This is a genomic window from Bacteroides faecichinchillae JCM 17102 (genome assembly GCF_000614145.1).
In the GTDB taxonomy this organism is placed as follows: Bacteria; Bacteroidota; Bacteroidia; order Bacteroidales; family Bacteroidaceae; genus Bacteroides; species Bacteroides faecichinchillae.
Window position 1 is genome coordinate 88677 of record NZ_BAKK01000005.1, and the last position, 26910, is coordinate 115586.

Sequence of the window (26910 nt, forward strand, 5' to 3'; positions counted from 1 at the left end):
TCATTACAATTAATTTATAATCGGTACTTATTGTAGATTTCATACTTCTACCTAGATAAAAACATCATTTCCTCTATCAACCTATCACCAAAATGCTGTATGCCTTTATTCATCGGACTTTCAGAGGTGATAGGTTGTTCTTATCACCTATCACCCTATCTATCACCTATCACCAGTTTACTTATGCTTCCCGGAAGCGTCTACACAGTAAAGAAACTAATTTCAACCGTATAATTAAATAGTTTCAACCGCTAGAACGAAGTGTTTCATATAGGGAAACAATGTGTTTCATACCTTGAAACAAAGTGTTTCATGCTTTAGAACAAAGTGTTTTACGCCTTAGAACAAGAACTTTCCCTATATAAAACAAAGTGCTTCACACTACGGGCTGACCCAAAGTCCTTATGATATATCTGAATGGATTGAGATAACCTATCCGACTCTTTAGTCAGCTCCGCCTTGAAAACAGTACTATTCTACTATAATTCTGGTCCTTTTATTGACAGGAACCGAATCCATGGTAACAATATCGCTTGAAATAGGATATACATAGGCTGTAAAATCAACATAATAAGTCGATCCTTTGCTCAACTGCGGAGCAGGCAGTTTCAATTCACTCACACGATTCAAACTCGTTATATCTGCATTTTTCAGACATCCCTTTGTAACAACTTCACTTTCATCTTCCAATATTATTTTATAATCAATATAACTATACTTACAGAATGCCATACTGACAGCTGAAAGTCCGGCCCAATATACGTTTGGTACCCCATCTACTTCGACATAAGAACAAGTAGGTGGAACCAAATTATCCACCATCGTCCGAGAAATAGGTAAAGCTGTAATAGTAGCAGGTACAGAACGATTACCGGCATTATCCAAAGTATATACGGCAAAATCATATCCCGTAGCAGCATCCAACCCGTCAATCACAACGGAATCCACCATGTGGTCAAATAATTTTTGCTGTTTATCTGCTCCGTACTCAACCAGAATTTGTTTTGACTTTTGATCTTTTGGGACATCCCAAGCTAACGCTATACGTTCAAATCCGATGTAACTCCGCAAAGCCTCAACCTTACCGGAATAGCTGTATTCCTGCAAATACTGTTTATAGTTATTATCCATATCCTCACAACCGATCAGACCAGCAAATAACAACAAACTTCCTACTATATAAATATATTTACGTTTCATAATTATCCGTTTTTATTTAGATTAATCATTCACCTTCCAACCCATATAACGTGATTTCAGAACCTACAGACACCATTCTTTCCGAAAATCCTTTGATAGCTTTAAATCTCAAATAACGGAATGGTTTAGTGTATTTGGTTTCTTTCGGGTATAAGATAAACTCATGTCCGGCTATTGCCTCCTGATCTGCTTCATAAGAATCCGCCGGTTTAATGATTTTATATGTTCCTACAAACTCCCAGTCTGTTATTCCGTCCGTCGGATCTTTGTCATCACTGATATATAATTGGAAAGTTTGTACATTCTCATTACCATATTTATCGGATAAGCGTTGCCAGTAACGCACACGACTTCCTCTGACTGTTCGTCCCAAATCAATGAAATAAGAATATGGATATCCCCATTCCCCAGTATTAAAGATGTTATAATTTTCCGGACTCATCTTATAAGTTACATCATCCCAGAACTTCTCGATACGTCCTTCATAAGCAGCCGGTGGCGCATTTCGCAAACTGTCTTTTGTAAAGGCCTCTAAATACTCATCATAAGGTTGCTGGTTATCCGGGTTCGGATCAATATCATAATTCCAGCGATTTCCATACAACTTTTGGTTAGCAAGAAAAGTCCAACTTGATTTACTCAAAGGAGCATCAGCCAACGGTTTCAGGGTTCCACAATCCTGTACCCCGGAAACATTTCCGTACTGATCTTTCACATAGGTAGAAACCGTATAATCCTTATTCTGCAAGTTTTCTACCAAGAAGAAGCCGTCTTTTGAATTGGATGAGAGCACTTTCTCAGCAACAGCTTCCCCATCACTGAGACGTACATATACGTCTACCGTTTGCTTTAATTCATTGGTCCATTCGGCAATCAATGCAGAGAAACCCGGACGTATCTTCAATGTGGAAGCTACCATATTCGTATTGGCCTCCATCGGAGTGATCGTTTCAACTACCGGTACAGATACGTTACCGTTACGGTCTACGGAATAAAGTTTGACTTCATATTCTTTCACCTGCCCGAATCCTTCAATAAACAAAGTATCAGTGTATGTACTGCTCGTCTTCGATATTTTCTCACCGGAATCTACCGTATAATCGGCACGCACATATAAGAAGTCCGGATCATCCGGGATATCATACAAGAAATATCCTCCACCGTAATTGGGAACAAAACGTACATTAGAGATTTGTCCCGGTGCTGCCTTGTCACCACTATCTTCGTCATCGTCTGAACAACTTGCAGTGATCATAAACATTCCGCTTAAAAGCAACATTAAGCCATAATATATCTTTTTCATGTTCCTATTTATATTTTGTGAATACTTACTTTCCCCATCCCGGATTCTGCACCAGATTAGGATTTTTATTAATATCATCCAGCGGAATCGGGAACAAATAATTCTTAGGAGTCTCCCATACACGCGCTTGCAATTCAGTCACCTGATAAAAGTCTTCATAGGTACGACCGGTACGTGCGTTCCATCCTTTCACCGACGATACAAAGAACTCATTAGCACGTTTCCAACGGCAAAGGTCAAAATAACGGTGTCCTTCAAACGAAAGTTCAATCAACCTTTCTGTCTGTATGATTTCTCGCAATCCTTCTTGTGTCTGGTGTTTGTTTACATTCTTCACAATAGACGCATCGCTCCAAACAGTTTCTACTTTGGGTAGTCCGGCTCTTTTCCGCACTTCGTTCAAATAATAATAAGCGTCTTCACCCGGTCCGTAATACTCGTTAGAAGCTTCTGCATACAGCAAGTAAAGATCCGCCAGACGGATAATCGGATTCGGATAACGAACCATACGAACAGCATACTCATTCAATGATTCCGGATGCACTAGTTTCTTGATAGCAATACCCGACCAATAAAAGTCATCCTGTTTCGTACCGTAACGTCCACCGGGGTATTCATCGTACTTCATATGCATTTCCAATTTGTTTTGATGATTACGCCAATAGCAATTATCAACGGCAATCCAACTGTAGAAACGTGGTTCGCGGTTCAAGTATAACTTAACAGTTTTCTCATTAGCCTGCATATAACCCAAATGATAAGTATCATCCGGAATAGTGACTATATCCAAACGGTTGTCATAATCAAAGGTCTGATCTTCATTGATGGGTACTCCATTTTTTGTATAATACAGCTCACCCATCCGATAAGTGGCACACAGCCATTGCCAACTATATTCCGACATTCCTTGATTATCCATTCGACGGCATTGAGAAGCATGTTGGAAAGTTCCTTGGTCGAAGCCACCAACATTTGAATACCCCCATATTAATTCATCATTCCAAGGATCGACAATGGAATAACGATTATTATAACAATATTCTATCATCTCCGATTTTCCCCAGATGTCTTTATCAAAAAACTCTATATTCGCTCCACCTTCAGCATTATATCTATACAGTTTTTTGTTTCTTGCATGAGCCGCATCGATAGCAATCTTAATGGCATCCAACGCCCTCTTCCATTTCTCGTTATCTTTTTCCATCGGGAAAAACAACTCACCATCCACATTTCTAAAATTACTATAATACTCAGCATTCCCATTGAACAACGGACTGGCTTGAGTCACTAATATAACAGCCTTAATCGCCTTAGCGATCGTACGGTCTACCATTCCCAAAAATTCATTGGGGCGATCGTCTTTCAGGTCTGTTTTCTCATTCCCGTTCTCATCATATAATACCTCATCAATCAAATCGGCCGCATATTTGAAACAAACATCCACAGGCTGACGTTTCAAACGCACCTCACTCGGTGAAGCGGAAGGCGTCAGGTTCTTGTCTACAATACAAATAGGACCATACAGGCGAGTCAGATAGAAATGGTAAAAAGCTTTCAGTACCTTTACCTGCGCAATCCAATCTTTTCTATCTTCCTCTTTAATATCTTTTACCAGATGAATATTTTCCAGGAAAAGATTACAATAACGGATACCCACATACAAAGATGCCGCATTTTTATTTCCGTTCCAATAACTCAAGAAAGGATCTTGAGCACTGTTCCATCCCTTCATTAATTTTTCACCGGGCATCCGGTCACGATTCCCTGATTCACCTCCGTCCAGACGAACAATAAATTCATCCCCCGCAAGGTTCATAGAATTGTTTAACCAACCGTAATTAGGCATATACTCATAGCAAGCCGCCAATGCTCCATAAGCTTGTTTCTGCGTCTCGAACATACTTTCCAACTCAATGGTATTATCCGGAACAATATTCAGATAATCGCAACTGCCCATCCCTAGGACGATAGCCATCGCTCCCATAATATGTTTTAATGAAAATCTCATTGCTACTACTTTTTAAAAATCAAATTGAACACCTACATTATACACTCGCTGCAAAGGATATCCCAGCCCGTTGTCTCCCATTTCCGGATCCCATAAATCAAACGAACTGAAACAAAGTAAATTCAAGCCTGTGAAATAAAAGCGTACATTACCCAATCCCACCTTACGCAAAGTATGTTTAGGTAAAGAATAGCCAAGTTCTACGTTTTTCAGACGGAGATAACGCCCGTCACGCAACCACCAGGTTGATTCTTTTTTATAGTTATTCGAATTATCCTGGGTACTCAAACGAGGCCAGAATGCGTGACTGACCGGATTATTCTGGCTCCAATGATCGTCGGCAATATAAGATACCACATTCCGGTAATTCCTGAACGGAGATATTTTATAAGGATCTATAAAGAAAGAAGAACGTCCTTGTCCCTGAAAGAAGAAAGAAATATCCCAGTTTTTATATCCTGCCGATAAACCGAAACCATAACTCAACTCAGGTACTGACGGATAACCGATAGGAACTTTATCATTATCATTGATTATTCCATCATTATTAATATCCTTGTACTTAATATCTCCCGCCTGAGCTTTTGTTCCTAAATTCTGGACCGGAGAATTAGCTACGTCATATTCATCAATAAACAAACGTTCGGCTATTAATCCCCATTGCTGTCTTACCGGCCATCCTATAGTTCTCAGATATTCATCACGATAAGCGGGTTCTTCTCTTTCCGTAACCTTATTCTTTGCATAAGTAAAATTGAAACGACCTGTAACCCAAGCATCCTTATTGATCACATAATTCAGGTCGGCTGATCCGTCCCATCCCCATGATTTTACTTCTCCGACATTTCCCCAAATATCATTTATAATTCCCATCGTTGCCGGGATATGTGCTCGTTTCTCGTACACCTTCTCACGTTTTTCCATGAAATAATCCAGTTGAATATCCAATACTCTCCATAGATTAACTTCCATGCCCAGATTCTGTTTACGAGCGATTTCCCATGTGATTTCCGGATTAGCATAACGATTTACTTTCAATCCACTATAAGATGTCAGAAAATCTTTTCCCCATGTATATCCGCCTTCTCTTTTTATATCCGATAAGAAATAGAAACGATCCCTCGGATCTGAAATATTATCATTTCCTACCAATCCGTACGAGTAACGTAACTTGAATTTTTCCATAACCTCTGACAAAGGTTGCCAGAAATCCTCATTCGAAATCATATAACCTACACCCATGGCAGGAAAAACACCCCAACGATGATCTGCATCAAACTTTTCAGAACCATTATAAGTCACACTGGCCTCTGCCATATATTTAGACTTATAAGCATAATTCGCACGAGCACGAATAGCTTGATTACGTTGTGGCAATGTAACCTGAATGCTTCCTTCTGCTGCCGTATTTTTATTTTCTTCCTGTGTATACACCAAAACTGCTCCCAATTCATGATCTTCATTCAATACATTGGCATAACTCAAGCCTGTTTCAAAATAAAAATGACTGTTAGCCGTACGAGTATTAGCAGGATCGCCCAGTACCTTAGTACCTTCTGCTATTTGAGACAAAGAATAGATATTAGACAGTTCATCGTAATCTTTGATATTATAGAAATACGGATTATATGAACGATTGCTGTCGTGTGAACTATCCGTCTTGATAGAGACTTTGGCATGAAAAGCAAGTCCATTAGTTAAAAAGTCCAACTTCTGGTTAAGGGAAAACTGCGACAAGATGTTACTTGAGAATCCATCCTTATACCCTTCACCATATCCGCATACGGATTGGCCATGCTGTTACGGGGATTCATCCCGAAAAGTACATGCTCATCATAACGGTGCTCCTCATCCGTCAAATAATATTTAGGAAATTCGACCGGATTAGCGTCCATCACTCTGTTAAAGATATCGTTTGCCTCAACCGAGGGACCTGTATAATTCTGAAAACGAGAATTCATATTAACCTCAAAAGAAGTCGTTTTTGTCAATTGTAGATTGACTTTTGCCGTTACATCATAAGTACCGATATTAATATTATTCTGAAAATTATTCTTTTTTTCATTCTTCAAGATACCGGTTTCATTGGTATAAGCAGCCGCCAAATAGTATTGAATATCTTTGCTACCCCCACTTACATTCAAATAATAATATTGATTGTATGTAAAGTTCTTAAACAACTCATCATACCAATCTACATTAGGATAAGCATATGGATTGACTCCGTTAATCGTATTTTGAATCTTTTGCGCTTCATAGTAAGGAGGCAACAATGGATTATCATTGAACTGTGCCTCATTATACAATTTCATATAAGTCACCCCATCTACCGTTTCAGGAATCTTAGTAGGTGTAGAAAAACGTGATTCATGACGGAAAGTCACCCGCGGCTTTCCTTCCTTTCCTTTCTTGGTTGTTACCATAATAACACCATTTGCACCTTTCGATCCATATAGTGCGGCAGCAGTCGCATCTTTCAATATTGAAAACTGTTCAATATTATCTGGTTGTATGCGAGCCAAATCATTCGCTGAGATTTCAAAACCGTCCAATAAAATCAAAGGAGAAGATGAATACCCGAACGTAGTCACACCACGTACAAAAAACTCTGCATTATCTTTACCCGGTTCTCCACTTTTTTGATAAGAGATCACTCCTGCCAATCGCCCAGCCAAAGCAGCTGTTAAGTTTCCAGTTGGCAACTTAAGTTCTTTAGGATTAATGGTTTCGATAGCCGAAGTCATACTCTCCTTTTTTTGTTTACCAAAGGCAACAACTGTTACATCCTGCAATTCATTGGCTTTCGTTTCAAGTTTTACAACTAAAGATTTCTTATCACCGATAGTTACTAACTTTGTCTCATATCCCACATAAGAAATAAGTAATTTGTCTGTCGGCAATACTTCAATTTCAAATTTTCCATCCAAATCAGTAATAACACCTTTAGTGGATTTGTCTACCTGAACTGTAGCTCCCGGAAGAGGAGTATCCAATTCATCAAACACAACTCCTGTTACTTTCAACGGTTCTTGATCAGCTGCCGCCAACACCTGATTAAAAACGGAAGTCCCCGCCATACATAGTAACAGTAAAAACAGTTTAAGAATACCGACCGATTCTTTTTTCGTGTTTTTAGAATGTTCCATAATTCTACATTTAATGATTAACGATAGGTTTATAAATTCAAATTTTGCAATCTATTCCTCAATAAAAAGACTATTGTACCTCGCTGTAAAATCTATTAATACCTGATTTTACAGATTAAAACAGAAATAAAAATTAAGTAGTATTCATGATAATAGTGTTTTTGTAGTTTACATATTAAGCATCATTTCGGCACAAATCTATGAATTTGACTAGCTGAGAAATATAAAATTTATTTCAAATGCTATCAAATTTGATACTTTACACTAACATTTGCCCATTATTTATTGCATATATGTAAATATCACAAGCAAAACACATTTACAAATCAAATTATTCCCAAACAATCCTTACCTCAATCTCACCAAATATCGTTACTCCATTGACTAATCTTTATGTCTTTAATTTCTGCACTTCCATTTTTAAGGAAAAAGAAAAGTTTATGCCCCTTTTTCTCCGGCAGACGATTGATTATTGACCTTTTACCATTAATATTCATATCAATAAATTCATCTTTCAGTATTAGATCCAAGGTAATTTCCCCCCTTAAATTTTTTACCGTATTTATTCCGGTGTTATAAATGAAAGCACTCTCTTTATTAGCGTTCAGTTCAACCTTATATCCTCTGTCTCTTGAGTCAGTAGCTCTGACAAACAAGCCGATCTCATCATAATTAGTTAGTGGCTTTATTTTCATTGTGATCCGGTAGTTCACCGGTAGTTCGGAAAGAGAAGCGACACTGGTTCCATTGGGAGAATTTAAAGTCAGTTTACCATTCGAATATGAAACCGTTTTGCTGTCAGCAGGAATTTCAACTTCCGGCATCTGGATAAGAGTCATGGCAGGAAGAGACTCTGATAAGAACTTTGTATTCAATGTACCATCCGGCTCTTGCACTACTTCTCTCAGAAGCATATTTCCACCCCAGATAGGTCCATCAAAGTCCTTATTATTACTCCTACAAGGCATGTACGCCACTGCTATCCTTCGATTATCTTTATATTCCGCTGTCTTATACACACTTGCCCACGATTCCACGAAAGCTTGTGTCGTAGGATATTCCCACGGTCCATAGGGTTTTCTTGATTTTACGTAATAAGTGTCTCCACCTATACTATATAATAAATAATACCAGCCATTCCAATGAAAATAGTCAGAACATTCAGGAGTAGCCACTTGTCCCGTCAAAGGCGAAGTTACTTCTTTCCAATCTTTCAGATTGGTCGATATAAGATGAACCAGATATCCTCCGAATCCTTCTAATTCAGGCTCTTTCTTATATCCCGAAATAAAAAGATGGTATGCACCTTTATCATCCTTGAAAACTTTGGGATCACGAAAATCCCGGCTTACGCATTCTTCAGGAGCATAATAAAAAGGATTGGGTGCTTGCTTTGCAAAGGAAACTCCTCCGTCTTCACTCATCGCATAGCTCAATTGTTCATGTACTTTTCCGTCATTATCTTGTACCCGGGTTGAATAAAAAGCATAGAATTTACCTTTGTCAGCAATTACAGAACCTGTACAAATTGATTTCTCCCAATCTTCATCGATACCAACAGCTACCGGATAATGCTTCCACTCCACAAGATCCTTGGAAGTACTCAACGCCCATTGATGTCCGCCCAAACCACCGAGACCGGCATGATGTCCTCATCCAGTAGCCAATAAATATAAAATGTACCTTCATGATAATAGGGCATACAATCACCTGTGAATAAACGATTTTCCACAGGCTTGAAATACTGAAGATTGGTAGTTCGTTGAATAGCAGGATTATAATCTTTCACCACTTGCGCAGATATACTCATTGCAAATAAGGTCAGTGACAACAGCAGTTTGACTCTCATAATATTATTATTTTAAGCGTTTGTAAGTTTTACAGCAGCAAATATAAAGTATCTTTTCACAATAAGCAAACATATATGTAATATTTTAAAATAAAATCGGTATTCATATTAATAACATATATGAAAACAATAAAATCACATACGCTCTTCTTTTATTAAATATAGATTCGATATCATTTTTGCATTTATTCATATATACGGCTCACTAATCCACAAAATCTTATTATATTTGCAGAATATATCAAAGAAAGAATTAGAGCAATGGAAACAAAATCAAGCTATAAATCAATATATAGTATAGTAAAAAAGGATATTTTAAACGGCACATTCCCAACAGGTTCTTTATTACCTACCGAACTTACATTGGCTGACCAATACTCAGTTTCAAGACCAACTATAGCAAAAGTTTACAATCAATTGCAAACAGAAGGTTACATTACGAAAAAAAAAGGACTGGGTACTATTGTAAATTATAAACAGACTTCCCAAACATTAACTTTCGGATTATTGCTTCCCGGAGCAGGTGAGTCTGAGATATTTTCCATTATCAACGATCAATTACTGAAACAATCGGAAAAATGTAATTTCAAATGTTTATGGGAAGGTGCAACGGCAAGTAATGCAAATATCAGAAGAGAGTTAATTGACAGTTGCTGCGATAATTACATAAGCAAAAAAGTAGATGGGGTATTCTTTTCTCCTTTGGAAAGAGTAGCTGACGCTAATGAGATAAACATGCGTATTTGTGAAAGGATGGAAGAAGCAGGAATTCCACTCATTCTAATTGATAGAGACATATTCAAATTCCCTAAAAGAAGTAATTTTGATATTGTTTGCTTGGATAATTTCAGTGCAGGTTGCATTATGGCACAACACCTTATAGACCAGGGCTGTACGAATATTCATTTTTTCCATAGACCCGACTCGGCCTATTCCGTTGATATGCGTTTAATAGGTATCAAAGAAGTTATGCTGCAAAATAAACTGCCGTTCAATTTATCAGATGTTCATTGTGGAAACCCCGAAGACACAAACTTTGTCAAGCAAATGCAAATAATTCCAGGGAAAACAGGTATTATTTGTGCAAATGACTCTACCGCAGCTGTTTTGATGTCTTCTTTAACAGACATCGGCTGGAAGATTTCTTCAGATCTTCTTATTTGTGCTTATGATAATATGAAATACTCCATGCATTTGAAACATTCACTAACCTCTTTTAAGCAACCTTGCGAAGAGATCGCAAATGTCAGTGTTGAGTTAATGTTCAGAAGAATCAATGATAAATCTGCATATCCCGTAACGGTAAATCTTGCTGGCGAAATTGTAATTCGCGATTCAAGTAAATTTATGGAATAAAAGAAATATTCAAAGAGAAAAAGAAACAAATAAGAGAATAATGACTCATTCATATAACAATAGAATGTTTTTCCTTCGTCATAGATTCTCTTATTTACCTGTTATGTAAGCATTTGAATTGCGTCATCTTTTTCAATAATTTAGTAATATTTCTTTGTTCAATTTTTAATATATAATAAAACACAGACATATCTAAGTTACCTCTTCCCCATTTTAGAAACAAGTGATTATCTGTTCTTCAAAGAGGAAAAAGATGCTTCATTTTATTCTCCTGAATGACAACAAGATATAGAGAAATATGACGAAGCGAAAAGATGATTTCATTTTATCGAATAAGCTAACTCTCGGAGAAAAAGATTGAGAAGTTTGTGCTCAGACATCCCAATGATAGAAAAAAAGTATGGGGAAAAGTGAAATAAACTTCCTATAGTTTGGGGCGAACAATTAAACATTCAATTCGCTCAAAACAAGCAACCGATTTCAGTGAAGTAACAACTCAAATGCAATAACTAAATATTATTTCTATTCTTCAACTCGAGTACTTCAGTTAATTAACCCTAGTACTCCTTCCAACTAAACCTAGTACTTCTCTCGAGTAAATCTTGTGCATCATTAGATTTACTTTAGTACTTGTTTCCGATAGCTCTAGTACTTATTGTGATCAAAAGATTAAATTATGCTATCAACAACATAAACGCTTGTTTCTCATCTGCAAACTCTGTACTTTTGCACGCTATTTTAGAAAGTACAATTAATGAATAACAAAACCAAAGGTTTCATCTACGGAGCGATTGCAGCTGCCAGCTATGGCATGAATCCTCTTTTCACACTCCCTCTATATGGGGCGGGCATGAGTGTCGATACCGTATTATTCTATCGTTACCTGCTTGCAGCCATAGTCCTCGGCATTCTGATGAAGGTACAGCGACAGTCTTTTGCCCTTCAGAAAAAGGACATTCTCCCTTTGGTCATCATGGGATTATTGTTTTCTTTCTCTTCGCTACTTCTGTTTATGAGTTATAATTACATGGACGCGGGAATTGCTTCTACCATTCTATTTGTCTATCCGGTAATGGTAGCAATCATTATGGGGGCATTTTTTAAAGAGAAAATTTCCGCAATCACCATTTTTTCCATTCTGTTGGCATTATCAGGTATTGCTTTGCTTTATCAAGGTGATGGAAATAAGCCGTTATCAACAATTGGTGTTATCTTAGTATTACTTTCTTCTCTTTCCTATGCGATTTATATCGTAGGAGTAAACCGTTCGTCTTTGAAAAACCTGCCTACCACCAAACTAACCTTTTACGCAATTCTATTTGGATTGTCAATCTATATCATACGTTTGCATTTCTGTACGGAACTACAAATGATACCTACCGGATGGCTTTGGGCAGACGTTATAGCATTAGCTATATTGCCAACTGCGATATCATTGGTTTGCACTGCATTAGCAATTCACTATATAGGTTCTACTCCTACTGCTATTCTTGGTGCTTTGGAGCCGGTAACAGCTTTATTCTTCGGAGTACTTTTATTCCATGAGCAACTAACTCCGCGCTTAATGGCTGGTGTTTTAATGATTATTACCGCTGTCACTTTGATTATCTTAGGAAAGACGCTTATAAAAAAGATGGGTATGCTGTTGCAGATAAATAAAAAATAGTATACTTTTGCTAATCAATCAACCCAATAGCAACTTTTAATTATCAAAAATATGGTAGATGTAAAGACTTGTCTTGGCAATGCACAAGAAAAAATGGATATGGCTATAATGTATCTGGAAGAAGCGTTGGCACATATCCGCGCCGGAAAAGCGAGTACCCGATTGTTGGACGGTATCCGTGTAGATTCTTACGGAAGCATGGTGCCCATCAGTAATGTGGCTGCAGTTACTACTCCTGACGCACGTAGTATCACCATCAAGCCTTGGGACAAAAGTATGTTCCGTATCATCGAAAAAGCAATTATCGACTCCGAACTAGGTATCATGCCGGAAAATAACGGTGAAATCATTCGTATTGGCATCCCTCCTTTGACAGAGGAACGCCGTAAACAACTGGCAAAACAATGTAAAGGTGAAGGCGAAACTGCTAAGATCAGTGTTCGTAATGCTCGTCGTGATGGTATTGACGCTTTGAAGAAGGCTGTAAAAGATGGCTTGGCTGAAGACGAACAAAAGAATGCCGAAGAGAAACTGCAAAAGATACATGATAAGTATATCAAGCAGATTGACGAGATGTTGGCAGAAAAAGACAAAGAAATTATGACTGTCTAATATTAATAACGGATATAAAGAAATGACTATGCAGAGAAATAATATCTGCATAGTCATTTTCTATTTTCCATTATCCACTAAATAAATGAAAGGATTAGTAATCAAGAATACAGGTAGTTGGTATCAAGTAAAGACCGACGGCGGACAATTTATCGAATGTAAAATCAAAGGGAATTTCCGGTTAAAAGGTATCCGCAGCACTAATCCTGTAGCGGTAGGTGACCGTGTTCAAATTATATTAAACCAAGAAGGGACTGCTTTTATTAGTGAAATAGAGGATAGAAAAAACTATATTATCCGCCGTTCCTCTAACCTTTCCAAACAGTCTCATATTCTTGCCGCCAACCTTGATCAATGTATGCTGATAGTAACGGTCAATTATCCTGAAACTTCTACTATTTTCATTGACCGTTTTCTTGCATCCGCTGAAGCATATCGTGTACCTGTCAAGTTGATATTTAATAAAGTAGATGCTTACGATGAAGATGAATTACGTTATTTGGATGCACTTATCAACTTGTATACTAATATCGGATATCCTTGCTTTAAAGTTTCTGCAAAAGATGGAATCGGAATAGATGCAATAAAAGAGGAACTGGAAGGTAAGATTACTCTTTTCTCCGGACATTCCGGAGTTGGTAAATCAACTCTTATCAATGCTATCCTACCAGGTATAGAAACAAAAACCGGTGAAATCTCAACCTATCATAATAAAGGGATGCATACTACTACCTTCTCTGAAATGTTCCCTGTTCCGGGAGATGGGTATATCATTGATACGCCGGGAATCAAAGGATTCGGAACTTTCGATATGGAAGAAGAAGAAGTGAGTCATTACTTTCCGGAAATTTTTAAGGTTTCTGCAGACTGTAAATATGGAAATTGTACACATCGGCATGAACCGGGATGTGCTGTACGTAAGGCGGTGGAGGAACATCTTATCAGTGAGTCACGATATACTTCTTATCTGAATATGTTGGAGGATAAGGAGGAGGGAAAGTATAGGGCGGCGTACTAAGAAATACACATTCGTTTCACAAAGAAACTAACTGCCTAGTAAATTTTCTAAAGTTTTATAAAAAAAATCACCCTCAGTACTAATTGTAAAGAGGGTAATCTTTATAAATTAAATTTCTCTATTTTTTAATAATAAGCAGGAGCTTGTGCTGAGGTATTATATTTGATACATTTTATTTTACCTAAATTCTTCTGTGTCCAAAGAATGAGAGACGGATCATTCAAATAATATTTTGCATTAGTTGCTTTAATAGCATGAAATGTTCCATCTGCAAGTCCAACTCCTAAATGAACACCAGAAATACAAGTACCATCTATAGCTACAATTGGACTATCAAATGTATATATCTCTTGCACTTTTTCTTTAGAGTCATTTATTGCAGTATAATCATAAAGATAAAGTTTATTTTCCTTTGCTATAAATAAATAAGGATGCATTGATGAATCAAATCCATTAGAATACCACATCAATGACATAATACCATCAGCCATATTATCAGTGAAACCAGTCAGCTCTCCACGAACACAATTGTCCACATAGAAAATTCCAGTATTATAATCACTATCAACAGAAAATTGCTGATAATAATAACGATTATCTTTCTTTAAAATGGTAAAATATCGTTTAATACTCCCCCATGCATCACGATAAAATCCACAAAAGATCATTTTATAATCTCCCAAATTATCCAATGGAACAAAATTCTCCGGCCATTCACCTGATCCAGATTCTAAAACAGATATCTGCCCAAGATTATTATCTCCATAATAAGAATCTTTCCAATCCGAGATAGTCAGAAAGCAATTTCTTTCTTGATCAAACAACAAACAAAAATTATCCGATAAATCACCAGGAATTATCTTAATTCCAGATAATTCTTTACCTTTATCATCTTTCATAGGAGCCGCTAAGAATTGGTTGGAATGATACAATTCATTAGTACTTTTCTTACGTCGATAAACTTTACCCTCCTGATCTGTTACGATATCAAACCATTGCATGAACATCACATCAGAGATTTCTGGCATTCCAGCCATAAACATGTCTTTGGAACCTCTTATCACTTCCTTAAAAGTATAAGCATTCACATCTATCAATTCATGTTTACCAACAATCATGAATTGAGTATTATAAGATGGATAATTATTATCTTTACGAAAATGCTCATGTATCTTAAAATATTCAGCTTCCGGCTTTAATGTTTCTCCATTTTCCTTCTGATAAAGTCCTAATAACGGCTCATATTCCGTATCTACATCGTTGCCATAATAACTACCTCTTATAAAGTTGAAGTAAGAAATACCATCTTTCTCATTTAAAATTAAAAATCCACTATCTCTATAAGGATCTGTAATATTCACAGAGAAATTAAATAAGAAATGGTTCTCAGTATCTAGATCTTCAATATCCAGTCGTACATATCCACCACCAACTTCTTCAGTCAACCAATTCAACTGTTCTTCCTGACCTATCACTTCATCTTTATAAATCCATGTATAAGCAAGATTCATCTTGCTTTTTTCCTTAGTAAACGAAAGAATCGGACGAATTTTCAAAACAGTACCTACAGGCACCTCCCAAGAACCAGATTCTGTTTCTTCTCCATCTACATCTCTAACAAAAGTCACTCCAGAAACTTGAAGCAAATCATTATAATCATAATTTCCTTTGTCTTCATAGCAACTCGCCAAGCAACAGCCTAAAAAAGGCAACAATAATAATATTTTGTATTTCATAAATTCATTTTTTACAAATTCATCTATTTATCCAAAATTGGAACTTCCAATAACTCATTAGTATCAGGATCTCTCCAATCATATATTCTAATATCATCCTTAAATTTGAGTGCTAATACCGACTTTTCATCAGCAGTCATTTCAGATAGATCAAGCACCTCACCATCACAAGATTCAATAAAACGTTGATATTTGAATTCACTCCATTCTCCTAAATAATTTTGAATAATATCATCATCCCACCAATCAGGCTTACTCATCTTATTACTAAAAGTAACAGTTGCAGTAATTGCCTTCTCATTCATTTTCTCTCCTAAATATTCTGCCAATCCGAAAGTTTCATTTGGTACCAAACGCACCGTCAGATTCACTACTTCCGTATCTAAATGTGCTGTTTTATTCACAGTAACTTTCAATTGATCTGAAAACTTTCCTGCATGAAAGATTTGTTGCTTGTCTACAGTGTAATCAGCTACATCAGCAGTAGTCTCGTCTTCTACCACTTCCACTCCATAAGTTTTATCTTCTTCTAAAACCAATCCAGCCAATTTTACATCAAAAAACAAATCATAAGATTGTACATCATCCGAATGATGTTTAAATGTAAATGTTAACTGATTTACGCCATCCTCATTAGGTATATAGAGATAGCGTGCATTTGCATCATACATTTGTACCCCTTCTTTTGTGCATGCACTCAAAGAAAAAAGGATTATACTTAAATATAAATATTTATTCATTCTATTAATAATAAACTATTTCTATAAATCTTCACTATCTGGACGCGGGAAAACAAAGCTATCGTCCGATTGCATTTTCTTAGGCAAATGATTAAATTTCTTATAATAAAAGAATAATTGTCCTTCAGTTAAATATTCCCGATGTACTTCTTTTATTATTTCACTTTCTATATCATCAGTTAGCATTCCAGGAGGACAACTATAGCCTGAGCGGAATTCATCCAATTCAGATTTTGCATTTTCAATATCTTTCAAACTATTATAATATTCAGCCCGAATATAGTACATTTCTCCTAAACGTATCATTGGAATCATATCTTTTACAAATGTAGCATAAGTTCCTCCAACTTCTACATTTCTAAGACAGAATAATTTACGAGACTCTAGTTTGACTAACTTAGCATTCCCTCTCATATCAATAGGTGAATCAAACAAATCGGTCGTATTTCTTTCGGCTAGAACTAATTGATCACTAGTGGAAACATAATATGATTTGTAATTTGTCCACAAATCCCGATTAGACAAAGAAAAAATTAGTTCATCATATAATTTTATATTTCCATCACTTAATCCACTTAAAGAAGTAGGTTCAAAAATAAGAGTTCCATAACTATCACCAGTTGCCTCGATAACTATTGAAGCCTCATCAAACGCTTCTTTATGCATACCTGCATAGTTATAAACCCTAGCTAACAATGCGCAAATTGCAAAATAATTCATCCGATAACCACGATAGGCCAAAAATAGATTAGTTCGTCCTCCGCCAGCTCTAACGTCATTCTCAAAGCGATATCGTGTAAGCATCCACTTAAGATCAGCTGTATCAAATGGTCCTACTAAATCTTTAGCTCTTTTTAAATCGGCAATTGCTTTTTTCAACACCTCATTATTAGTTGTATAAGGCTGAAATGTGCAAGGGTAAGTATCAACATAAGGAATATACGATTTACCATCATCCTTCTTCATCGAAGGAGCGAAAAGACGAAGAATATCAAAATGCAAATAAGCACGTAAAGCCAAAGCCTCTCCTTCAATCAAATTCTTTTCTGTCTCCCCTTCTTCAAAAAGACTAGCAGACTCCGTTTCAATACGTTGAATTATATTGTTACAGTTCGCTATACTATTATACGCCTTTTCCCAGATCGCTTCCACTAATGGTTTCACACGATTGTCCGTGTATTTATAATTAGCCGAAGCATAATAAGCAGTACCTAAAAAGCTAGAACTGTAAGTTTGTCCTAGAACATCCAAAAGCCCCCAAGTTAACTGCTGTCCATATAAGTCCGTTTCCGACATCTGCTGATATATACCATTCAATGCAATACGATAACCATCTCCTGTCTTGAACAAATCAGTTTCCGTCGTTGTATCTGTTGGCTCCAAGTCCAGCCAATTGCAAGAACTTAATCCTAGCAATATGCTCAAAGCTATAAAAAGTTTATATAAATTCATTCTCTTCATAATTTTTTAGAAACTTGCTTTTAATGAGAAATTAATTGTTCGGGAATACGGATAACTCAATCCTCTCTCTAATTCAACTGACGACCAACGTGCCAATTCATTTGCACCAATACTAAAGCGAAGCATACTTAATCCCAGTGGTTTAACTAATTTTGAATCAAAATCATATTCCAATGTAACAGAATTGATATTCATCCAATTATAGTCTTGGACAAAACGAGATGTAGCTTTAGTAGTCGTAACACCGCCTGTACCATGCACTATCTGAATTTTTTCATATGCAGATAAATCACCTGGTTCTTTCCAACGATCAGTCAGCACACGTCTATCTACATTATAGTTCAAGATATCCACACCTTCCACTTTGTCTGCCAAAGTTCTATTATAACGTTGCCCACCAAATTCATACATAAATGTAGTGTAAAGCGTAAAATGTTTCCATGTCAGGTTAAATCCAAACGTACCTTGCGCTTTCGGTTCTTCATTACCGACCACTACCTGATTCGCAGAATTCCAATATTTAGTAATTGTCCCATCAGGATTGCGGAAAAGTTCTTCACCTGTTGCAGGATCAATACCTATAGATTGCATAGCCCAAATAGCTGATTGTGAAACACCCTCCGCATACTTTTTATAACTTTTAGAACCAGCTTGAGAAACACTCTGCTTGTTGTCATTCAAAAAATCATCAACTTTATCATTATATGCCTTCAAACTTTCAGCTATTTTCACTATACGATTTTTATTATGTGCTAAATTACCGAACAAAGAGAGATTCCAATCACGTGTACGAAGTATATTAGCGCGTACATCCAACTCAAAACCTTTATTCTCAATTTCACCAATATTATCAATGTATGTAGTAAACCCAGAATGGCTTGGAATAGTGACTGAATTTATACAATCTACAGTTCTTTTAATATAGTAACTACCTTTTAAATAAATCAACTGCTGAAATAGACCTATTTCAAGTCCCATATCCAATGTATTAGTTGTTTCCCAAGTCAAAGCTTTATTACCTAAAGCATACAACACAGCACCATACCCTGATTTATACCATTGATCAGTAAGAATGCGGTAAGTAGTTTTAGCATCATATGAAGCAAAATTCACCTTACCTACTTGTCCATAACTTGCACGAACCTTTAATAAATCGAAAACACTCAAATCTCTAAAAAATTCGTAGTTATGAATATTCAAACCAGCACCAAAACTCCAAAATGGAGCAAACTTGTTATCTGAACCGAATTTAGACGAACCATCAAGACGGGCACTAGCATCAAACAAATAAATATTATCATAACTATAATTCACCATTCCCAAGAAACCCATCAAACGAGAATGTTGTTCAGATTGAGATGGTTTACCCACAACCGTTTGAGCATAGTTAGGTGAGCTCAAACTACCTGATGGAAATCCCTCATATCTAGCACTAAGGCTCTTCGATTTATTTTCCATAATATTCATACCTAAAGATGTATTAATATTATGTCTACCAATAAAACGATTGTAAGCTAACGAAGCCTGCCAGTCAATCGTAAAACTATTTCCAGAGCCAGCAGTCAATTCACCAGAAGAAAGATTCGAGCTACTCAATAATTTTGAGTTTTTACGAGAATGAGGATCAAGAAATCTATCACTACTTTCAAATTGACGAGTAAGTCCTAATGTGCTTTTAAACAATAAATATTTAGAAATATTCCACTGAGCACTAAAATTATTAATCACTTGTTCATACGAACTCCTAGTATAGCTTCCTAAGGTAGCCTCATATAATGGATTATAACGATTACTTTTTTCACCCCAATATGCTAGTTCTTCCAAATATTCTCCATTTTCATTCCGATACACATCATACGGCAATTGACTAGTGTAATCAGAGAAAGATCCGTATGGAGAATCAACTGAAGAGTTTGAATTATACGTAAAATGATTACGGAATATAAAATTCCCTACCGCATACTGAATATAAGCTCCTCCTCCCCAAACATCACGTTTAGAGCCCTTCATTACACCATTGTTCCTGTTCATGTTCAACTCTACCCCGAAACGTAGATTGTCTGACCCCCCATCAACATAAAGACTATGTGTCATATTAAATGAAGTACGCAACGGTTTACTTAACCAGTAAGAATCTACTCCATTGTTTACATTATAAAGTTTTTTATAATAATATTCCCAATTGCTATTTGCGGACTCATATTCACCATTTGGATCTTCAAATGCCCCAGCTAGTCTTTCGGCCTCCAGCTTTTCTGATGCATTCAACAGATGGTAATCACTTAAATCAGGCATCTCGATCTCTCCAGTCAAACTGTAAGCTACATTCAGTTTACCTGGTTTTGGGGTAACGGTAGTTATGACAACCACACCATTTGCTGCACGCGAACCATATATAGCAGTTGCAGCAGCATCTTTCAGTATGGTAACACTTTCAATACGCGAAGGGTCCATATCATATAGCTTAGTCACACTAATCTCAAAACCATCCATAATAAATGTTGGAAGATTAGGATTATTCTGCAAATTAGACTTTGAAGTCACACTTTCTGCATCCAATTCCTTCACACCAATTCCTGATTTACCACGAATATACACTTCAGGTACTGCATTCGGGTCAGATCCCCATGTCGTATTTTCTGCAATACGGAAAGACGGATCGAAGGCTTGAAGAGCAGAAATTACATTAGTCTTGGAAACTTTCTGCAATTCGTCTCTTTTAATTGTCACCGTATTTCCAGTAAAACTCTCTTTCTTTAAATTAGCATATCCCGTCACAACTACTTCATTGATCTCATTCGTATCTTCCTTCATACGGACCTGAAGATCTTTCTTTTGATTTGCTTTTACTGTAATTTCTTGAGGTGCCATACCGATATAAGAAAATTTCAATATAACATCCTCACGTGGAGCACTAATTTTAAAATTACCATCAATATCACAGACAGTCCCACCCTGGAAACCTTTGACAACAACATTCACTCCTGGCAAAGAGTGTCCGTCTAAATCAGTAACCTTACCCTTAATGATACGGTTACTTTCATGTTCTACCTTAACAGTCACCGTAGTTGTTTGTGCACTTACAGGACAAGTGCACACCAATAGGGAGGCTGCTAAGCAACAACCAACAACAAAATTTCGCTTTTCTCTCATAAATACAGTGTTTAGTTATATACTGTTATCCAACAAATCTTATATTCTAATTATTTTTTACGACGACGCCACCAAGTAATAATATAGCCTGCTAACAAGCCTACAGGAATTAGTCCCATGAAAATGATCTGAACCCAAATCAAAGCCCCTTGTCCAATAGACATTTTATCATCAGCAGGATGTGGACGACTATCATCCACTGGAAATTCACCATGAGAAAGTTCACGGAATACCTCACTAATTAAAGTAAAATTTGATGTACTTATATCATCTCTACTGGTAGTTAGTTCACTATTAGCCATGCAATCCGCATCTCCACAAACATAAATACGTTGTTCTTTATCACCAACTTGACGAGTCAAGCGAGTAATCAAAGGAATAGAATCATTTTTTTCACCAGTCTCCATATTAATTGTTGGATAATCATCCACAAAATCTGTAGTCTGTAGTTCATTCCATGCTTTTGAAGAAGTAGCAAACAGAACAGTTGATTTAAATCCGCAACTATCATTAACCTGAAACTCTACAGCACCTGGCATTGAAAGTTTTGATCCATATCTCGACATACGACGAAAATCACTATTCTCTTTTATTGCTGTTTCTGTAGGATCCAAGAACAACTGATTAGGAGCATATCCTTTCGTTTCTTCTACTACCGTTCCAGGCAAAAAGGTAATACCTAAACTCTCAACTAACGGATTCATCAATGGTTGACGGCGAGGCTCACAAGCAATTATCATATCACCTCCACGAGCTAAAAAGCGCTGCACTTTAGCTATTTCTTCTGGAGTATACGCTTCACGTACGTCTGCTATTACTAAAACATCAATATCTTTAGAAATTTCAGTAGCTGCAGTATCCGCCCTCAAATCCAAGGTACTTACCCTAAATCCCTGATTAATCAAAGAATGACGAAAAGTTCTGTTCTTAGCAAAAGCGCTATAATCACGTTCACCTCCTTTGTAAATATCACGTTCACCATGTCCCGTTACAAATGCAACCATAGGAGGAGTTACAACCATTGTCTTTAAAGCAGAAGTTATTTGAGCTTCAAAAGGATCTCGCTGATTATCATCATAAATACGCAAGAAGGCTTTTTGCCCGTTTTCACGTTCAAACAAATATACAAAACTATTGTATTCCTCTTCCAAGTTTATTCCTTTAGAAAGTGTCTGTTTTTTTATCTCTTCTGGAGAAAGAAACATATCAAAGTCATAATCATACGTATCACATAGACGTTGTGCAATTTCCTTATCCGTCATTCCTGGATATTGAGCATAAAGTCGAGAATTATTATATGCATGATCATAATAGTAGACATATTTCATCTTCATTTCAGGCTTGAAACGAATATAGTCTTCAAACTTACGCATTTCCCAATTTCTACTACTAGGCATTCCCTTACCAAAATTATCATCCAAAAGATTCACATAAGTAGTTAAAGTCAATCCACCATCGAGTTTTTTCACTACTTCTTGACTTGGAGGAGTCAATGTATTTGCTTTTGTAGCTGTCGCATCATAATAATACATCAATTTTGGACGTGAAGTAGTATAACCTAATAATAAAGTTACACAAATCACACCCACATACTGAGATACTTTACTAAGTCTACTTGTGCTCGTACGTTCGAATTTTAATTTTAAAATAGAAAGAGACAAGAATAATGCAATTACAATAATAAAATAGAATAAATCCTCAGTACAAATCATTCCTTTCAAGAATTTATCCGAGCGTCCTGCTAAAGCCAACCAATAAGTTAAATCACGAACAAAATCAATATCCTGTCCAACAGAATTCATAAAGTTTAATATAGCAAGAACAGTTAAAGTTCCCACAGCAGCTACTACTTGATAAGCTGTCAATGTAGACATAAACAACCCAATAGCTGCATACGCACATACTAACAAGAAAATCCCCAAGACTCCAGTAAAAGCTAGCTGATAATCGAAATTCTCAATAATACATGCTGAATAAATAAAATAAGCAAATAAAATAATTACCAGAATTAACGCATAAACTAACATAGATACATATTTACCTATGATAATTTGTGTATTTGTAATAGGAGAAGAATATAATAGTTTAATTGAACCACTACTATACTCTTTACTCATAAGCCCCATTGTAAGTAACGGAATATAGAGATATAAATTATTCTGCATATCAGAGTAAACACCACTGTATCCTACAAGCAGTTTTGCAGTCAAATTATAAGGACGATAATTTAACGCCAAATAACGCAATTGATCCGCAATCAAATCGGAATATGTGAGTCCGGCCTGAAATGCAAAGATTATAAGAATTAACCATGCAATAGGTGAACAGAAGAGTGTATTCAATTCAGCCTTTGCTATTTTCCATATAGTTTTCATACTTATTTCTATTTTCAAAGTTTATGATTACTTCTTTCCAGAAAGACGAGCAAAAATCTCATCTAAAGAAAGACGTTCTAACTGAATCTCCTCTATTTGCCAACCTTTAGCAACACTAATAGCAATCATTTTCTCAGTAATGTCCTTCGGGTCTGTAAAATGGAAACGATAATGATGATCACCCAGATCATCTACTTTAGTAATTCCTTCTAATGTTGCCAATACATCATTAGTAGGAGCATTACCCAAAGTAGCAGTAAAAGAAGTCGGAGCCACATAATTATCAAAATCATCTATAGTTCCAGAAAACACTACCTTACCCTGCTCAATCATACGGATTTCATCACAAGTAGCCTGTACTTCAGGTAAAATATGTGTAGATAACATTACTGCATGATCGACAGCTAACTCTTTGATCAGATTACGAATCTCAACAATCTGATTCGGATCCAAACCATTAGTAGGTTCATCTAATACCACAAACTTAGGATGATGTACAATAGCCTGTGCAATACCAATACGTTGTTGATAACCACCTGACAAATTACCAAGCAGCCGAGAACGGAAGTGAGTGACCCCACAACGATCCATTGCACGCTCTACAGCTTTCCCAACCTCTCCTGTTTCCATCAAATGAAGATTAGCACAATAAGTTAGATACTCTTCAACAGTCATATCAGGATATAAAGGAGGACGCTGAGGCAAAAATCCAATGAACTTTTTTGCTTCTACAGGATTTTCACGTAAGTTGATATTATTGATCCAAACATTCCCTTCTGTCTGATTCAAAACACCACATATTATGTTCATAGTAGTAGACTTTCCGGCACCGTTAGATCCTAACAACCCAAAAACTCCTTTACTTTTTACTTCAAAATTTATATCGCGAATAGCCCAATCTACACTATAACGATGCGACAGGTGCTCTACTCTAACAATTACTTCTTCCATTATATATTTGTATTTTTAATAGAATATACATTTATCTTCTCTTTCTACGAGCTAAAATAGTAATTCCGATAGCTGCCAATACGACCGGCATGATCCCATACCACCCATATCTCACCAACTTACGTGCATCACGACTAATATACACTTCATTGTCTTTTGGATTAGGGCGCTCTGTATCCAATGGATACTCATCATAAGAAAGCCATTTAAATGTCCCAGTTACTATTGTAAAATTAGTAGATGCATATCCATTACGACTTTTACTCATCTCGCCATTACTTACACAATCTGCATCTCCCGCAATCACAATACGTTGTTCTTTATCACCAACTTTACGATCAAGAGCAAGCACTGTAGGAATTACTCCTTGTTTTTCTCCTGTTTCTGGGTTGTATTGAGGGATATCATCCAAAAAGTCTGTTGTTTGTAATTCGTTCCAAGATAAAGAGTCTGTCACAATAATCGGCATGACATTATAACCTTTAGAAACATCAAAAGATAATCCAGTAGCATCTGGCATTGTTACAGTATAACCAAATTCATAAGGACGTGTATATGGTTTAAAGCGTTCAGCCGCGTCTTTAGTGATATGCCCAATAATTAATGAAGGAGAATCGTTTTCTTTTATTTCAATCAATGTTCCCGGCATAAAAGTTACTCCAAATTGTTCCACAATAGGATTCATAATATCTTGCCGACGTGCATCACCTAAAATAAAGAGATTACCTCCACGAGCTATATATTTGTTCAAGCGTTCTTGCTCAACCTCAATAAAAGGAGTTTTTACTTCACTAATAACTACAATGTCAATATCTTCCGGCATATCATCTTTCGCCAAATCTAAAGTAACAACATCAAACCCTTGAGTTAACAACGAATGACGAAAATATTGATTTTCAGCAAATCGATTATAGTCACGATCACCTGTTTTATGAATATTACGCATATCATGACCTACGAGGAAAGCAACCTTTGGAGACTTTACCACAAAACGTTTGAACGCAGCTGAAATTTCTGTTTCTGATGGATGTTTCTCTGTATCATCGAATAAACGCAAAATGCTTTTTTGACCATTTTCGCGTTCTACTACACGTATGAAGCGATTACCTTCTGAAGCTAAATCTATTCTTTCTTTTATTTCGTCCGGAGTTAAAAACATCTTAAGATCTAAATCCAATATATTGGCCATCTTTTTAGCCCGCTCTTCTATAGTCTTACAACCTTCCAAACGGAAATCAAGCTGAGAATTCGCTTCATCATAATAATAAACATAATCCATTTCTAAATCCGGTTTGAAACGAATATACCGTTCAAATCTTTCGCGATCAGATTTTAATTGACTTGGCAAACCAATACCATAATTGTCATCCAGTAGATTGACATAACTAGTAATCTTAAGTTTCCCATCCAACTTATTCATTATATCTTGGCTCACCTGTGTCAATGTATTACGACCAGTAGCAGTGGCATCATAGTATAATTTCATTGAAGGTAATGTTGAGACATAACCAATCAATAAAGCCACTACAACAACTACACCATAAGTTCCCCAAGTTTTTGCATAAGATATTTTACTACGTCCTGCACGAAGTCGCAATACAGAAAGTGTTAGGAAAAACACTATAATTAATAAAAAATAGAGCAAGTCTTCACTACAAATCATCCCACCGATAAATTCATAGGCCCGACCAGAAATAGAAAGCCAATAAGTAATATCACGTACAAAAGCATAATCCTGTCCAATATCTCCAACATAATTTAGAGCAGCTAATACAGCCAATGTCCCCATTGCTGCCACTACTTGATAAGAGGTTATACTAGACATGAACAAACCAATTGCACCATAAGCACAAATCAATAAATATATTCCTAAAATACCAGTAAATAATAATCCCAGATCAGGATTCTTTATAAATATACTACAAAAAATTCCTATTAAAAATAAAGGAAGTATCAATACCAAATTATAAATAAGAACTGATATATATTTACCCAATATAATTTGGCTATTAGTCACTGGAGATGAAAATAATAACTTAATAGAGCCACTACTATATTCGCGACTCATCAATCCCATAGTCAATAAAGGAATATACAGATAAAGATTACGCAAAAATCCTGGAAAAATTCCCATCCAGCCGGTAAAGATTGAGGCAGTCACATCCCAAAGGCCATGGCCTAATGCCTGTCCTAATACCTGACGGTCAAAAGCATTTCCAAATGCCACACCTACCTGTACAGCAAAAATAACTAAAATAAGCCATGCTACTGGAGAGCAAAACAAAGAACGCAGTTCGGCAATGGCTATCCGATATGTAGTTTTCATGTAAATGTTT

16 protein-coding genes and 1 pseudogene are annotated in these 26910 nt (G+C 36.4%); 4 read left to right on the forward strand and 13 right to left on the reverse strand.

Features of this window, described 5'->3' with window-relative positions; genetic code table 11:
• Nucleotides 1–471 precede the first annotated feature (471 nt).
• The 6 genes and pseudogenes from JCM17102_RS04045 to JCM17102_RS31270 all read right to left on the reverse strand — a co-directional run bounded on the left by JCM17102_RS04045 (nt 472) and on the right by JCM17102_RS31270 (nt 9506).
• Nucleotides 472–1200 (reverse strand): DUF4998 domain-containing protein, encoded by a 729-nt coding sequence (locus JCM17102_RS04045; RefSeq protein ID WP_025074092.1) that lies wholly within the window; start codon nt 1198–1200, stop codon nt 472–474.
• A 25-nt stretch (nt 1201–1225) separates the two neighbouring features.
• On the reverse strand, nt 1226–2503 hold the full coding sequence (locus JCM17102_RS26120) for a DUF4959 domain-containing protein (protein ID WP_025074093.1): 1278 nt from the start codon (nt 2501–2503) through the stop codon (nt 1226–1228).
• A gap of 25 nt (nt 2504–2528) precedes the next feature.
• Entirely contained in the window at nt 2529–4511 is a 1983-nt protein-coding gene (locus JCM17102_RS04055) for a RagB/SusD family nutrient uptake outer membrane protein (protein WP_033886527.1), read from the reverse strand.
• A 12-nt stretch (nt 4512–4523) separates the two neighbouring features.
• Nucleotides 4524–7657 (reverse strand): annotated as a pseudogene (locus JCM17102_RS31265) (SusC/RagA family TonB-linked outer membrane protein).
• A gap of 359 nt (nt 7658–8016) precedes the next feature.
• The gene (locus tag JCM17102_RS26130) at nt 8017–9285 is read right to left on the reverse strand and encodes a family 43 glycosylhydrolase (protein WP_275564322.1); all 1269 of its coding nucleotides are present in this window, start codon (nt 9283–9285) and stop codon (nt 8017–8019) included.
• Nucleotides 9261–9506, reverse strand: coding sequence for a hypothetical protein (locus JCM17102_RS31270; RefSeq protein ID WP_275564323.1), 246 nt, complete (start codon nt 9504–9506; stop codon nt 9261–9263). Before JCM17102_RS31270 ends, JCM17102_RS26130 begins: the two co-directional genes overlap by 25 nt.
• A 261-nt stretch (nt 9507–9767) precedes the next feature.
• On the opposite strand from JCM17102_RS31270, the gene JCM17102_RS04070 reads away from it, so the two are divergent.
• The 4 genes from JCM17102_RS04070 (at nt 9768) to rsgA (ending at nt 14158) form a co-directional block, all read left to right on the forward strand.
• On the forward strand, nt 9768–10862 hold the full coding sequence (locus JCM17102_RS04070; RefSeq protein ID WP_025074095.1) for a GntR family transcriptional regulator: 1095 nt from the start codon (nt 9768–9770) through the stop codon (nt 10860–10862).
• Nucleotides 10863–11616: 754 nt separating this feature from the next.
• Nucleotides 11617–12528 (forward strand): DMT family transporter, encoded by a 912-nt coding sequence (locus tag JCM17102_RS04075; RefSeq protein WP_025074096.1) that lies wholly within the window; start codon nt 11617–11619, stop codon nt 12526–12528.
• A 51-nt stretch (nt 12529–12579) separates the two neighbouring features.
• A complete protein-coding gene (gene frr, locus JCM17102_RS04080; RefSeq protein ID WP_025074097.1) occupies nt 12580–13140 on the forward strand; it encodes a ribosome recycling factor in 561 nt (186 codons plus the stop codon).
• A gap of 85 nt (nt 13141–13225) precedes the next feature.
• Complete coding sequence (gene rsgA / locus JCM17102_RS04085) at nt 13226–14158, forward strand: ribosome small subunit-dependent GTPase A (RefSeq protein ID WP_025074098.1); 933 nt, start codon at nt 13226–13228, stop codon at nt 14156–14158.
• Between the two features lie 125 nt (nt 14159–14283).
• Here the strand turns inward: rsgA and JCM17102_RS04090 are convergent, their stop codons facing one another.
• The 7 genes from JCM17102_RS04090 to JCM17102_RS04120 are packed head-to-tail and all read right to left on the reverse strand — an operon-like array spanning nt 14284 to nt 26900.
• The gene (locus JCM17102_RS04090) at nt 14284–15894 is read right to left on the reverse strand and encodes a PKD-like family lipoprotein (protein ID WP_025074099.1); all 1611 of its coding nucleotides are present in this window, start codon (nt 15892–15894) and stop codon (nt 14284–14286) included.
• Nucleotides 15895–15917: 23 nt separating this feature from the next.
• Nucleotides 15918–16595: a DUF4843 domain-containing protein gene (locus tag JCM17102_RS04095; RefSeq protein WP_275564324.1), complete on the reverse strand. Its 678-nt coding sequence runs from the start codon at nt 16593–16595 to the stop codon at nt 15918–15920.
• Between the two features lie 60 nt (nt 16596–16655).
• Nucleotides 16656–18095 (reverse strand): RagB/SusD family nutrient uptake outer membrane protein, encoded by a 1440-nt coding sequence (locus JCM17102_RS04100; protein WP_025074101.1) that lies wholly within the window; start codon nt 18093–18095, stop codon nt 16656–16658.
• A gap of 6 nt (nt 18096–18101) precedes the next feature.
• Entirely contained in the window at nt 18102–21248 is a 3147-nt protein-coding gene (locus JCM17102_RS04105; protein ID WP_025074102.1) for a SusC/RagA family TonB-linked outer membrane protein, read from the reverse strand.
• A 50-nt stretch (nt 21249–21298) separates the two neighbouring features.
• Nucleotides 21299–23623, reverse strand: coding sequence for a Gldg family protein (locus JCM17102_RS04110; RefSeq protein ID WP_025074103.1), 2325 nt, complete (start codon nt 23621–23623; stop codon nt 21299–21301).
• A 27-nt stretch (nt 23624–23650) separates the two neighbouring features.
• Nucleotides 23651–24574 carry an ABC transporter ATP-binding protein gene (locus tag JCM17102_RS04115; protein WP_025074104.1) on the reverse strand — a complete coding sequence of 308 codons (924 nt, stop codon included), beginning with the start codon at nt 24572–24574 and terminating at the stop codon, nt 23651–23653.
• Nucleotides 24575–24605: 31 nt separating this feature from the next.
• Nucleotides 24606–26900, reverse strand: coding sequence for a Gldg family protein (locus JCM17102_RS04120; protein ID WP_025074105.1), 2295 nt, complete (start codon nt 26898–26900; stop codon nt 24606–24608).
• Nucleotides 26901–26910 lie beyond the last annotated feature (10 nt).